Annotated in this window: 11 protein-coding genes; 5 read left to right on the forward strand and 6 right to left on the reverse strand. The window is 70.9% G+C overall.

Annotated elements, in window-relative coordinates:
* Nucleotides 1–4 precede the first annotated feature (4 nt).
* On the forward strand, nucleotides 5–460 hold the full coding sequence (locus ACFWP7_RS05195) for an ATP-binding protein (RefSeq protein ID WP_384376240.1): 456 nt from the start codon (nucleotides 5–7) through the stop codon (nucleotides 458–460).
* 13 nt (nucleotides 461–473) lie between these two features.
* On the opposite strand, the gene argF is transcribed toward ACFWP7_RS05195, so the two are convergent.
* Both argF and ACFWP7_RS05205 read right to left on the reverse strand, forming a co-directional pair.
* Nucleotides 474–1,481 (reverse strand): ornithine carbamoyltransferase, encoded by a 1,008-nt coding sequence (argF, locus tag ACFWP7_RS05200; protein ID WP_384376243.1) that lies wholly within the window; start codon nucleotides 1,479–1,481, stop codon nucleotides 474–476.
* Between the two features lie 88 nt (nucleotides 1,482–1,569).
* Nucleotides 1,570–2,793 (reverse strand): arginine deiminase, encoded by a 1,224-nt coding sequence (locus ACFWP7_RS05205; RefSeq protein WP_384376246.1) that lies wholly within the window; start codon nucleotides 2,791–2,793, stop codon nucleotides 1,570–1,572.
* A 197-nt stretch (nucleotides 2,794–2,990) separates the two neighbouring features.
* On the opposite strand from ACFWP7_RS05205, the gene ACFWP7_RS05210 reads away from it, so the two are divergent.
* Nucleotides 2,991–4,037: an SPFH domain-containing protein gene (locus ACFWP7_RS05210; RefSeq protein ID WP_384376249.1), complete on the forward strand. Its 1,047-nt coding sequence runs from the start codon at nucleotides 2,991–2,993 to the stop codon at nucleotides 4,035–4,037.
* Nucleotides 4,034–4,933 (forward strand): hypothetical protein, encoded by a 900-nt coding sequence (locus ACFWP7_RS05215; protein ID WP_384376252.1) that lies wholly within the window; start codon nucleotides 4,034–4,036, stop codon nucleotides 4,931–4,933. The genes ACFWP7_RS05210 and ACFWP7_RS05215 overlap by 4 nt, the downstream gene beginning before the upstream one ends.
* 238 nt (nucleotides 4,934–5,171) lie before the next feature.
* Here ACFWP7_RS05215 and ACFWP7_RS05220 read toward each other — a convergent pair whose 3' ends face one another.
* From ACFWP7_RS05220 to ACFWP7_RS05235, 4 genes are all read right to left on the reverse strand, one after another.
* Nucleotides 5,172–7,712, reverse strand: a complete 2,541-nt coding sequence (locus ACFWP7_RS05220) for a polynucleotide kinase-phosphatase (protein WP_384376255.1) — start codon at nucleotides 7,710–7,712, stop codon at nucleotides 5,172–5,174.
* Entirely contained in the window at nucleotides 7,709–9,205 is a 1,497-nt protein-coding gene (locus tag ACFWP7_RS05225) for a 3' terminal RNA ribose 2'-O-methyltransferase Hen1 (RefSeq protein ID WP_384376258.1), read from the reverse strand. Before ACFWP7_RS05225 ends, ACFWP7_RS05220 begins: the two co-directional genes overlap by 4 nt.
* Nucleotides 9,206–9,329: 124 nt before the next feature.
* Nucleotides 9,330–10,406 carry a FecCD family ABC transporter permease gene (locus ACFWP7_RS05230; protein WP_384376653.1) on the reverse strand — a complete coding sequence of 359 codons (1,077 nt, stop codon included), beginning with the start codon at nucleotides 10,404–10,406 and terminating at the stop codon, nucleotides 9,330–9,332.
* A gap of 2 nt (nucleotides 10,407–10,408) precedes the next feature.
* Nucleotides 10,409–11,275: a FecCD family ABC transporter permease gene (locus ACFWP7_RS05235; RefSeq protein ID WP_384376261.1), complete on the reverse strand. Its 867-nt coding sequence runs from the start codon at nucleotides 11,273–11,275 to the stop codon at nucleotides 10,409–10,411.
* On the opposite strand from ACFWP7_RS05235, the gene ACFWP7_RS05240 reads away from it, so the two are divergent.
* Nucleotides 11,262–11,510, forward strand: a complete 249-nt coding sequence (locus ACFWP7_RS05240) for a hypothetical protein (protein WP_384376264.1) — start codon at nucleotides 11,262–11,264, stop codon at nucleotides 11,508–11,510. The two genes, ACFWP7_RS05235 and ACFWP7_RS05240, sit on opposite strands and share 14 nt — an antisense overlap.
* A gap of 89 nt (nucleotides 11,511–11,599) precedes the next feature.
* Nucleotides 11,600–12,583 (forward strand): ABC transporter substrate-binding protein, encoded by a 984-nt coding sequence (locus ACFWP7_RS05245; protein ID WP_384376267.1) that lies wholly within the window; start codon nucleotides 11,600–11,602, stop codon nucleotides 12,581–12,583.
* Nucleotides 12,584–12,614: the final 31 nt, after the last annotated feature.

Raw genomic sequence — 12,614 nt, forward strand, 5'->3', positions numbered from 1 at the left:
CTCAATGAACGGACCCCTTTTGCCCGACACCCCAGCACCCGCCTCCTGGCGCATCGCGCTGCCGCACACCGTCGCGGCAGTGCCCGTCGCCCGTGCGCTGGTCCGTACGGCGCTGGCCGACCTGGAGCACGCGGCCGACAGCGACACCGCCGAACTGCTCACCGCGGAGCTGGTCGCCAACGCCGTGGAGCACACCGCGGGGGACGGTCCCATAGAGCTGGTCGTCGAACTGTTGCCGACCGGCTGCCAGGTCGAGGTGCACGATCCGGACCCCGCGCCGCCCGGCGATCTCACGTTCGCCGACCTGGCCCGCGAGCCCGACCCCTGGCAGGAGCACGGGCGCGGTCTCCTCCTGATCCGCACCCTCAGCTCGTCCTGCGGCCACCGCCCTGTCGGCTCCGGCAAGGCGGTCTGGTTCAGGCTGCCCGTCGTACCGCCGCAGCGGCGACGACCGGTGTAATCGCCGACAACAGTCAGGCGAGGGTCGCGACCAGGACCGCCTTGATCGTGTGCAGCCGGTTCTCGGCCTCGTCGAAGACGACCGAGTGCGCCGACTCGAACACCTCGTCGGTGACCTCCAGCGAGTCCAGGCCATGGCTCTCATGGATCTCCCGCCCGACCTTCGTGCCCAGGTCGTGGAAGGCCGGGAGGCAGTGCAGGAACTTCACGTCCGGGTTGCCGGTGGCGCGCAGGACGTCCATGGTCACGGCGTACGGGGACAGCGCGGCGATCCGCTCGTCCCACACCTCCTTCGGCTCACCCATGGAGACCCAGATGTCGGTCGCGACGAAGTCGGCACCCTGGACTCCCTCGGTGACGTCCTCGGTGAGCGTGATGCGGCCGCCGGCGCTCTCGGCGAGCTTGCGGGCCCGGGCGACGATCTCGTCGGTGGGCCAGTACGCCTGGGGGGCGACGATACGGACGTCCATGCCGAGCAGCGCGCCGGTGATCAGATACGAGTTGCCCATGTTGAAGCGGGCATCGCCGAGGTAGGCGAAGGCGATCTCGCCGAGCGGCTTGTCGCTGTGCTCCGTCATCGTGAGCACGTCGGCGAGCATCTGGGTGGGGTGCCAGTCGTCGGTCAGACCGTTGTAGACGGGCACACCGGCGTACGCGGCCAGCTCCTCGACGGCGGCCTGGCTGTCACCCCGGTACTCGATCGCGTCGAACATCCGCCCGAGCACCCGAGCCGTGTCCTTCACCGACTCCTTGTGACCGATCTGCGAACCGGACGGGTCCAGATACGTCGTCGAGGCACCCTGGTCCGCCGCCGCGACCTCGAACGCGCAGCGCGTACGCGTCGAGGTCTTCTCGAAGATCAGCGCGATGTTCCTGCCCCGCAGCTGCTGGGTCTCGGTCCCGGCCTTCTTGGCCGCCTTCAGCTCGGCGGCCAGCTCGACCAGCCCGCGGAACTCCTCTGCCGTGAAGTCCAGCTCCTTCAGGAAGTGGCGGCCTGCGAGGGCGGTCGGGACTGTCGCCATGAGAGCGCTCCAGGATGACGTGGGTAAGGAGAGAGGGACCCTGGAATTCTATACGATGATTGACATTTCTATACGGCCGCCAGAATGACTATACGGCCCCTCGTTCGACCGGACAGCTCATACAGCGCGGCCCGCCCCTCCCCCGCCCCAGCTCGCTCCCCGGAATCTCGATCACCTCGATGCCCTGCTTGCGCAGGTGCGTGTTGGTGGTCGCGTTCCGCTCGTAGGCGACCACGACCCCCGGTTCGACGGCGAGGACGTTGCAGCCGTCGTCCCACTGCTCCCGCGCGGCGGCGTGCACGTCTTGAGTGGCGGTGAGGACGCGGATCTCACTCAGGCCCAGCGCCGCGGCGATCGCGCGGTGCATGTGCTCGGGAGGATGGTCGGTGACCTTCAGCTCCTTGTCCCCCACGCCCGGTTCGATGGTGTACGAGCGGAGCATGCCAAGGCCGGCGTACTGCGTGAAGGTGTCGCCGTCGACCATCGTCATCACGGTGTCGAGGTGCATGAAGGCCCGCCGCTTGGGCATGTCGAGCGCCACGATGGTGCTCGCGGACCCTGCCTCGAACAGCTTGTGCGCGAGCATCTCGACGGCCTGGGGCGTCGTCCGCTCGCTCATGCCGATGAGGACCGCGCCGTTGCCGATGACGAGCACGTCTCCGCCCTCGATGGTGGAGGGGTAGTCCGCCTGCCCCTGCGACCAGAGGTTGAAGGTCTCGTCGCGGAAGAGCGGGTGGTGGCGGTAGATCGCCTCGAAGTGCACGGTCTCGCGCTGCCGCGCCGGCCAGCGCATGGCGTTGATGGAAACCCCGTCGTAGATCCAGGCGGAGGTGTCCCGGGTGAAGAGGTGGTTGGGCAGCGGGTCGAGCAGGAAGTCGTCGAGGTCCATGACATGGAAGCGCACGGAGGTCGGCTCCATGTGCGCGTCCAGGTACTCCCGCTTGGTCATGCCGCCGACCAGTGCGGCCGCCAGTTCCGGTGCGGGCAGAGTCTCGAATGAGGCCCTCAGGTGGTCGGTGGCGAGCGGCCCGTACTCCTTCTCGTCGAAGACCCGGTCCAGGACGAGCGATCTGGCCGCCGGGATCTCCAGGGCCTCGGTCAGCAGGTCACCGAAGAGATGGACGGTGACCCCGCGATCGCGCAGCACGTCCGCGAACCCGTCGTGCTCGGCGCGCGCCCGGCGCACCCACAGCACGTCGTCGAAGAGCAGGGCGTCCTTGTTGCTGGGGGTGAGCCTTTTGAGCTCAAGATCCGGCCGGTGCAGGATGACGCGGCGCAGCGGCCCGGCCTCGGAGTCGACATGGAATCCCATGCCTCCATCCTGACCATCCGGACGCGTGTTCACCCGCTGATCGCGCCGACCCGGTCCGTTTCATTTCGTCCTCTTGACGATAACCAAGCCCCTCTATTATCGTCGCGTTGACGAAAACGAACGACGAACGACTGACGACGAACGACTGACGAAGGTCGCTGCGGCCGCTGGGCCGCTCAGCGACAAGGGGGTTATCCATGGCTGACATCACCCGCCGTCTGGGCTGGCGCCATCTGCGGGGAGCGCCGACCGCCCATGTCCGGCACCACCGGTCGGGGAGCCTGGTGCACGACGGTCCCGGGCTCAGCTTCTGGTACCGGTCCTTGACCGCCGCGCTCTCCGAAGTCCCGGTCGACGACCGCGAGTTGGCGATGACCTTCCACGCCCGTACGTCCGACTTCCAGGACGTGGCGGTACAGGCAACCGTCACCTACCGCATCAGCGACCCGGCGATCGCGGCCACCCGCCTGGACTTCTCCATCGACCCCGACACGGGTGCCTGGCGCGGCGCGCCTCTCGAACAGCTCGGGTCGCTGATGACGGAGACGGCCCAGCAGCACGCGCTGGACGTGCTGGCCCGTACGTCGCTGGCCGCCGCCCTGATGGACGGCGTCGCGGCGGTACGGGAACGGATCGCGGGCGGGCTCGCCGCGGAACCCCGGCTGCCCGCGACGGGGATCGAGATCGTGGCCGTACGGGTCGTCGCCCTGCGCCCCGAGCCCGAGGTCGAGCGGGCGCTGCGCACCCCCGCCCGCGAGCAGATCCAGCAGGACGCGGACAAGGCGACGTACGAACGCCGCGCCGTCGCGGTCGAGCGGGAGCGCGCCATCGCCGAGAACGAACTCGCCAGTCAGATCGAACTCGCCCGGCGCGAGGAGCAGTTGGTCGACCAGCGGGGTACGAACGCGCGGCGGGAGGCGGAGGAACTCGCGGCGGCTGACGCGGTGCGCGCCACGGCGGAGGCGGCGCGGACGGTCCGTCTCGCGGAGGCTGAGGCCACACGTACCGTGCGGCTCGCCAAGGCCGAGGCGGAGGCCGCGCGGGGGCTCGGCGACGCCCGGGCCGAGGCACAGGCCGCCTGGCTGCGGGTGCACGCGGACGTCGATGTCGCCACGCTGCACGCTCTGACGGGGACGCGGCTCGCCGAGAACCTGCCGCGGATCGAGAGCGTCACCGTGTCGCCGGACGTTCTGACGGGGCTGCTCGCCAAGCTGGGCAACGGGTCCTCGGGGGAACCGGCGTGAGTCTCGCGCCGCGGGTCGTGCTGGTCCATCGCACCACGGAGTACGAGGAGTTGGTGGCCCGGCACGGAACCCACGGGCAAGCGGCGTTCTTTCTCTCCTCCCGGGGGCGGGACATCGGGGAGGTGGCGGAGCGGAGCCGTCGGACGCGCCGGGCGCTGGCCGAGGTCGCCTCCGACATTCCACTGACATGGCGTCAAGCCAGGGTGGAGCGGGCCGACTTGGACCGGTTCCTGTTCGCGCCCGAGGACGTCGTGGTCGTCGTCGGGCAGGACGGGCTTGTCGCCAACGTCGCCAAGTACCTGACGGGGCAGCCCGTTGTGGGGATCGACACCGACCCCGGGCGCAATCCCGGGGTGCTGGTGCGGCATCGGGTCGGTGACGCGGGCGCGTTGATCGCCTCGGCGGTGGCCCGGGGCGGGGCGGCCGACGAACTCACCATGGTCGAAGCCGTCGCCGACGACACCCAGCGGCTGCTGGCGCTCAACGAGATCTATCTCGGAGCGGCCGGGCACCAGACCGTCCGATACCGCCTGGGGCTCGACGACGACAGGGGTGTCGTCGAGTCCCAGGCTTCGTCCGGAGTGCTGGTGGGGACGGGGACCGGGGCGACGGGGTGGCTGCGGTCGCTGTGGGAGGAGAGGGGTGGTCGGGTGGCGTTGCCCGGGCCCACGGAGACGCGGCTGCTTTGGTTCGTGCGGGAGGCGTGGCCGTCGCCCGCCACCGGGACGTCGCTGGTGGCGGGTGAACTCGGTACGACCGCGCGGCTCCGGCTCACGGTGGAGTCCGACCGGCTCATCGCGTTCGGGGACGGGATGGAGGGGGATGCGCTGGAGCTTACGTGGGGGCAGACCGTCCGCCTTGGGATGGCGGAGGCGAGGTTGCGGCTGGTGGGGTGATGGTTTTTTCACCCCCTCCGCCCCTACCCGTCCCTTGTTCCTGGGGGCTGCCGCCCCCGGACCCCCGCATCGCGCTGAACTCGCTCGTCCTCGAACGCCGGACGGGCTGAAACAGGGCGGAGCCCCGGATGAGGGTGGGCGGGGGATCGAGACGGCACCGCCTCGACCTCAAACACCGGACCGGCTGAAAGACCTCCGGCCGGGCTGGAAGATTTCCAGCCCGGCCGGCGTCTGGTCCTCACAACCTCGGGTCCACCGGCTCCGACTCCAGGGCCAGTACGCCGAACACCGCCTCGTGGACGCGCCACAGCGGCTCGCCCTCTGCGAGGCGGTCCAGGGCTTCGAGGCCCAGGGCGTACTCGCGGATCGCAAGTGACCGCTTGTGGTTGAGGAAGCGGCCGCGTAGGCGGGCGAGGTTCTCCGGGCGGGTGTATTCGGGGCCGTAGATGATGCGCAGGTACTCCCGGCCGCGGCATTTGATGCCGGGCTGCACCAGTCGCCCGTTCTCGCCGCGGACCAGCGCGGCCACCGGCTTGACGACCATGCCCTCACCCCCGCGCCCGGTCATCTCCAACCACCAGTCGACGCCCGCCCGTACGGACTCGGGGTCCCCCGTGTCCACGAACAGCCGCCGGGTCGTCTGGAGCAGCCCGCTCCCGTCGTGCTCGACGAGGCGGTCGAGCAGCGCGAGCTGCTCGTCGTGCGGAAGTCCTGCCAGGCTGCGCCCCTGGACCGCGAGGATCTGGAAGGGAGCGAGGCGCACGCCCTCCAGTCCGTCCGTGGTCCAGCAGTACCGCCGGTAGGCGTCGGTGAACGCCGCCGCGTCGGCGACCCTCTCCCGCTGCTTGCCCAGCAGCTCCCGTACGTCGACGCCTCGCGCGGCCGCCCCTTCGAGCGCGGCCAGCACGCCGGGGAACACGGCCCCGGACGCGGCGCCCACGGCGGCGTACTGCGTACGCAGCAGCCCGGACGCCTTCAGCGACCAAGGCATCAACTCGGCGTCCAGCAGCACCCAGTCGGTCTCCAACGACGCCCAGAGCCCCGCTGTGTCCACGGCAGCCCGCAGTCGCCCGAGGATCTCCTCCGTCACCTCGGCGGAGTCGAAGAAGGGACGCCCGGTGCGCGTGTAGAGCGCACCCGTCGGGCCACCGTCCACCCCGAATCGCTGCCGCGCCGCCTCCGCGTCGCGGCACACCAGCGCCACCGCCCGCGAACCCATGTGCTTCTCCTCGCACACGACCCGCTCGACCCCGTCCTCCTTGTACTGCGCGAAGGCCTCGGCCGGGTGTTCCAAGTAGCCCTCGGTGTGCGAGGTCGCGGTCGGTGCCATGGTCGGCGGCAGGTACGGCAGCAGCCGCGGGTCCACGGCGAAGCGGCTCATGACCTCCAGGGCCGCGGCGGCGTTCTCCTCGCGGACCGACACCCGGCCCGCGTGGCGTGTCTCGACGACCCGCCGGCCGTGCACGTCCGCGAGGTCGAGCGGCCGCCCCTCGTGTCCACCGGGTGCCTCGGTGGCGAGCGGCCTGGCCGGCTCGTACCAGACGCGCTCCGCCGGTACGTCGACGAGCTCGCGCTCCGGCCAGCGCAGCGCGGTGAGCTTGCCGCCGAAGACGGCACCGGTGTCGAGACAGATGGTGTTGTTCAGCCAGGTGGCGGTGGGGACTGGAGTATGGCCGTACACCACGGCCGCCCGGCCCCGGTAGTCCTCCGCCCACGGGTACCGCACCGGCAGCCCGAACTCGTCGGTCTCGCCGGTGGTGTCCCCGTACAGCGCGTGCGAGCGCACCCGGCCCGACGTACGGCCGTGGTACTTCTCCGGCAGACCGGCGTGGCAGACGACGAGACGTCCGCCGTCCAGGACGTAGTGGCTGACGAGCCCGTCGACGAACTCCCGTACACCCGCGATGAACTCCTCGCTCTCCTGCGCCAACTGCTCGACGGTCTCGGCGAGTCCATGGCTGTGCTGGACCTGGCGGCCCTTGAGGTGACGGCCGAGCTTGTTCTCGTGGTTGCCGGGCACGCACAGGGCGTTGCCGGACCCGACCATGGACATCACGCGGCGCAGTACGCCGGGGGTGTCCGGGCCACGGTCGACGAGGTCGCCGACGAAGACGGCCGTACGGCCCTGCGCGTGCACCCCGTCGACATAGCCGAGCTTGCCGAGCAGGGTCTCCAGCTCCGAGGCGCAGCCGTGGATGTCGCCGATGATGTCGAAGGGGCCGGTGAGGTGGGTGAGGTCGTTGTACCGCTTCTCCGTGCGGATCTCGGCGCTCTCGGCCTCCTCGACACCCCGCAGGATGTGCACCTTCCTGAACCCCTCGCGTTCCAAGTGGCGCAGGGAACGGCGGAGTTCGCGGGTGTGGCGCTGGATGACACGGCGCGGCATCTCGGCTCGGTCGACGCGTGCGGCGTTGCGCTCGGCGCAGACCTCCTCGGGCACGTCGAGCACGATGGCGATGGGCAGCACGTCGTACTGCCTGGCGAGTTCGATGAGCTGCTTGCGGCCCTCCTGCTGCACATTCGTCGCGTCGACGACCGTGCGCCGGCCCGCCGCGAGCCGCTTGCCCGCGATGTAGTGCAGCACGTCGAAGGCGTCGCCGCTGGCGCTCTGGTCGTTCTCGTCGTCGGCGACCAGGCCCCGGCAGAAGTCGCTGGAGATGATCTCGGTCGGCTTGAAGTGCCTGCGGGCGAAGGTGGACTTGCCCGAGCCGGACGCGCCGACCAGGACCACGAGGGAGAGGTCGGTGACGGGCAGGGTGCGCCCCTTGGTGTCGGTCATGCTGCCTTCTCCTCCTTCGCGGTGAGCGCGGCTGTGGTTATCGTGAACGTGGCCATCTGGGTCGGCGGACCCACTTCCGGGTCGGCGGGGCCGACGGGCGTGAACTCCACGCCGTATCCGTGCCGTTGGGCGACGCGGCCCGCCCACGCCCGGAACTCCTCCCGCGTCCACTCGAAGCGGTGGTCGCCGTGCCGGGAGTGGCCGGCCGGGAGGGTCTCCCAACGGACGTTGTACTCGACGTTCGGCGTGGTCACGAGCACGGTCTTCGGGCGTGCGGAGCCGAACACGGCGTACTCCAGGGCGGGCAGCCGGGGCAGGTCGAGGTGCTCGATGACCTCGCTGAGCACGGCGGCGTCGTACCCCTTGAGCCTCTTGTCGGTGTACGCGAGCGAGCCCTGGATCAGCTTGACGCGCGCGGACTGCCGCTCTCCCATGCGGTCCAGCTTGAGCCGCCGCGAGGCGACGGTGAGCGCGCGCATCGACACGTCGACGCCGACGATCTCGTCGAACCGCGTGTCCTTGAGCAGTGCCTGCACCAACTGGCCCTGCCCACAACCGAGATCGAGCACCCGTGCCGCGCCGGACGCGTGCAGTGCGGCGAGGATCGCGTCCCGCCGCTGGACGGCGAGCGACACGGTCCTCTCCTGCGCGCCGTCCACGGCCTCTGTGTCCTCCGGCTCCTCGGCGACCGCGTTGTCGATCTCCTCGACCGCGCTGTCGTCGGCCTCGGCGAGCCGGACGAGTTCCAGCCGCTCCAGCGCCTCGCGCGTCAGCGACCAACGGCGCGACAGATACCGGCTGGTGATCAGCTTCTGCTCCGGGTGCTCCGGCAGCCAGCCCTCGCCCGCCCGCAGCAGCTTGTCGACCTCGTCGGAGGAGACCCAGTAGTGCTTGGCGTCGTCGAGTACCGGGAGCAGGACGTAGAGGTGGCGCAGGGCCTCGGACAGGGTCAGTCGCGCCGATTCCAGTACGAGGCGTACGTACCGCGAGTCGCCCCACTCGGGGAACTCCGCGTCCAGGGCCACGGCTTCGACCGTCACCGTCCATCCCAGCGGCTCGAACAGTTCCCGTACGAGGTCCGCGCCGCCGCGGGCGGGCAGTGCGGGCACCTCGACACGGAGCGGGAGGGGCCGCGCAGGCAGCTCGGGCCTGGCGTTGCACTGGCCCTTCATGGCGCTGGAGAACACCGCGCTCAGCGCCACGGCGAGCAGTGAAGAGGCCGCGTACGGGCGGTCGTTGACGTACTGCGCGAGCGCGGCGTCGGGTGCGCCGCCGCGGCCCTTGCCCTTGCCGCGCCGGACCAGCGCGACCGCGTCGACCTCAAGCAGCAGCGCGGCGGTGCACCGCTCGACGGACGCCTCGGAATACAGAACGTGGGCTGTGCCGTACGACGTCGAGAACGCCTGCTCGTTGTCGGGGTGCTTGTGCAGCAGGAAGCCGAGGTCGGTCGCGGGGCGCTCCGGGGTGCCGGTGGCGGTGATCGTCAGGAACACGGTGGGTTGCCTCGAAACGTCTTCTGAACTGCGGATACTTGACATACGGACCGGCGCGGCGCGCATGCTCAACGTACAGCGAACTCCCCGGCCGGGCTCAGGAATTTCCGCGCCGCCCGGCGGCTCACAGGCGGTGGTCGCGGCGTTCCCGCAGCAGCAGCCAGGCCAGGTAGATGCCGCCGGCCACGCCCGTCACCACGCCGACGGGCAGCAAGGCGGAGCCGGTGACGCGTTGGGTGGCCAGGTCCGCGGCGGAGACCAGGAGCGCGCCCATCCACGCGGCCGGCAGGACGTTCGGTCCGGCTGCCCTGGTCACCCGGCGGCCCAGCTGTGGCGCGGCCATCGCGACGAACGGGATGGGTCCGGAGGCGGCGACCGCCATCGCGGTCAGCCCGGTGCCCGCGCACAGCAGCAGCAGACGGCTGCGCTCCGGCGGCACTCCGAGCGCGGCAGCCGTGTCGTCGCCCATCTCCAGCGTCGTCAGCCGCCGCCCGTACACCAGGACGACCGGGACGAGGAGCACCAGGCCCAGGGCGGCGATCCGGACCTCGTTCCAGTCGCGGGCGTTGAGCGAACCGATCATCCAGCTCGCGGCCTGCGCCGCCTTGCCGATCTCGGCGCGTACGTAGAGGAAGCTGGTCGCCGAGCCGAGCACCGCGGAGGCGCCGATGCCGACGAGGACGAGGCGGTATCCGTGCACGCCCCGCTTCCAGGCCAGCAGATACACCGCGGCGGCCGTGGCGAAGCCGCCGCCCACCGCGCCGAGTGCCGTCTGGGGTGCCCCCGCGTCGAAGATCATGATCGCGACGAGCGCACCCGCGGAGGCGCCGTTGCCGAACCCGATGATGTCCGGGCTGCCGAGCGGGTTGCGGGTCAGCGACTGGAACACCGCGCCCGCCATGCCCATCGCGAAGCCCACCAGGAGCGCCACCAGGGCGCGCGGCAGCCGCAGATCGAGCACGATGAACTCGGCTCCGGGCGGGCCGTTCCCGGCGAGGGTGCGCACGACCTCCACGGGCGACAGCCGGTAGGTGCCGGTGCCGATGGAGAGCACGGTCACGCAGGCGGTCAGCGCGACGATGCCGAGGCAGACCAGCAGCGCGCGTGTGTCGTACCGCAGCGACCAGCGGCCGGTACGGAGCAGGCCGTGCCGCAGGTCGGTACGGACGGCCCCGGACCGGCGCCGCTCGCCCTCGATCAGGGTCACAGCTGGGCCACCTTCCGTTGCCGCACCAGATGGATGAAGAGAATCCCGCCGAGGAACGACGTGACGATGTCGACCTCGATCTCGGACGGCGGCACCACGACCCGCCCGATCACGTCCGAGACGAGCAGCAGCACCGGCGCGAGCACCGCGCAGTACGGCAGGAGCCGGCGCGGGTCGGGGCCGGCGAGCGCGCGGGCCGCGTGCGGGATCATCAGCCCGACGAAGCCGATCGGCCCGCACACGGCGGTGGCGCCGCCGCACAGCAGCGTGATGGAGACGACCGACAGCACGCGGGTGCGTCTCACCTGGGTGCCCAGGGCCTGGGCGTGGTCCTCGCCGAGCGCGAGCGCGCCGAGCGGCCGAGCCAGCGCGAAGGCGAGCAGGGCGCCGGCCACGAGCAACGGCAGCACGGTGAGCAGGAGTTGGGGATCGCGTTTGGCGAGCGTGCCCACCGACCAGTGCCGCATGGCGTCCAGGGCGCTCAGGTCCCACAGTTGAAGCCCGTTGACGTAACCGAAGAGGGCCGCGTTGATGGCGGTTCCGGCGAGGGCGAGCCGGACCGGGGTGGCGAGGCGGCCGCCGCCGAGCGCGTTCACGGCAGTAGCCGCGACGGCCGCCCCGGCGAGCGCGAACCACAGGTATCCGGTGAACGAGGTGATGCCGAGCACGCTGATCGCGGTGACGACGGCGGCGGACGCGCCCGCGTTGACGCCGAGCAGCCCGGGGTCCGCGAGCGGGTTGCGGGTCAGGGTCTGCATGACGCCGCCCGCGATGCCGAGCGCCGCGCCGACGGCGATCCCGATGAGGGTGCGCGGCAGCCTGAGGTCCCGGATGATCGTGTCGTTCTCGGTGCCCGAGGACATTCCCTGGGTCATCGACCTCTACGCCGAAGCGGGCCCCCGGCCCCTCACGATCCACCTGGACGTCGGACTGCACGAGGGGCTCATGGTCGACCACAGCCGCGTGGTGTACGACGCCCTGGGCTCGGCGGGCTACCGGATGCCCTTCGACGAGTACAACGGCGGCCACGACTACGCCTGCTGGCACAGCGCCTTGGCCGACGGCCTGGTGCGGCTGCTGGGCCCGGGGCCCGGCTGACCCGGCCTCGCCCCGCGCGCCACCCCAAGGCCCACCCCTCCCCCATCCATTCCCTTTCAACTCCCGTTGCCACCTAGGAGCTTACGCAGATGCCCTCCACCCGAGCCTCCCGCAGAGCGGTCCTGACCTCGGCTGCCGCCGTCATGACGGGAGCATTGCTCCTGACCGCCTGCGGCAGTGACGACGGCAGCAGCAGTGCCGCCGCGGATTCGAGCGCGTCGGCCACGCGCACGATCACCGATGCCCAGGGCCGCAAGGTCACGGTGCCCGCCGAGCCGCAGAACGTCGTCGCGCTGAGCGAGCCGACGCTGGACGCCGCGCTCGCCCTCGGCATCGAGCCCGTCGGCGCCACGGCGGGGCGAGGCCAGACAGGGGTGTCCACCTATCTCGCCGACAAGGTCTCGAAGGCGGAGGTCGTCGCCACCGTCGCCGAAGCCGACATGGAGAAGCTGGCCACGCTCCAGCCCGACCTCATCCTGCTCGACGAGACGACCGGTGCGAAGACGGAGCTCGCCAAGCTCCAGGCCATCGCACCGACCGTGGTCACCGCCAAGCTCAACGAGGACTGGAAGGTGGCCTTCACGGCCACGGCCGACGCGCTGAACAAGAAGGAACAGGGCGAGGGGATACTGAGCGACTTCGACGCCGACGTCGCCGCCACGAAGGAGAAGCTCGGCGCCAACTCCGGCGCGGTCGTCAGTGTCATCCGCTGGCAGGACAACGCCCCCTCCGTCGTCGGCAAGGGCAAGGGACACGTGGGCTCCACCCTCTCCGCGCTGGGCCTCGACCGGCCCACGGACCAGCAGGGCGAGAGCAGCGGACACAGCGAGCCGGTCAGCCTGGAGAAGCTCACCACCATCGACGGCGACTGGCTCTTCTTCGGCACCCTCGCCGACAGGACCGACGGGACGAAGGCCTACGCCGAGGCCCAGAAAGTGCCCAACTTCAGCAAGCTGGAGGCCGAGAAGCAGGGCCACGTGGTGGTCATCCAGGGTTCGGCGTGGAACAGCGCGGGCGGCCCGCTGGCGGCCCGGATCGTCCTCGACGACGTGACAACGGCACTGACCGGCTGAGCGCGGGCCCACAACTCACCGACCAGCTCTC

It is taken from the genome of Streptomyces sp. NPDC058470, assembly GCF_042721055.1.
In the GTDB taxonomy this organism is placed as follows: domain Bacteria; phylum Actinomycetota; class Actinomycetes; order Streptomycetales; family Streptomycetaceae; genus Streptomyces.

Excerpts from the sequence above, each read along its gene's own strand:
- ACFWP7_RS05195 (WP_384376240.1), top strand. The coding sequence starts at position 5 with ATGAACGGACCCCTTTTGCCCGACACCCCAGCACCCGCCTCCTGGCGC.
- argF (WP_384376243.1), bottom strand. The coding sequence starts at position 1,481 with ATGGCGACAGTCCCGACCGCCCTCGCAGGCCGCCACTTCCTGAAGGAG.
- ACFWP7_RS05205 (WP_384376246.1), bottom strand. The coding sequence starts at position 2,793 with ATGGGATTCCATGTCGACTCCGAGGCCGGGCCGCTGCGCCGCGTCATC.
- ACFWP7_RS05210 (WP_384376249.1), top strand. The coding sequence starts at position 2,991 with ATGGCTGACATCACCCGCCGTCTGGGCTGGCGCCATCTGCGGGGAGCG.
- ACFWP7_RS05220 (WP_384376255.1), bottom strand. The coding sequence starts at position 7,712 with ATGACCGACACCAAGGGGCGCACCCTGCCCGTCACCGACCTCTCCCTC.
- ACFWP7_RS05235 (WP_384376261.1), bottom strand. The coding sequence starts at position 11,275 with ATGTCCTCGGGCACCGAGAACGACACGATCATCCGGGACCTCAGGCTG.
- ACFWP7_RS05245 (WP_384376267.1), top strand. The coding sequence starts at position 11,600 with ATGCCCTCCACCCGAGCCTCCCGCAGAGCGGTCCTGACCTCGGCTGCC.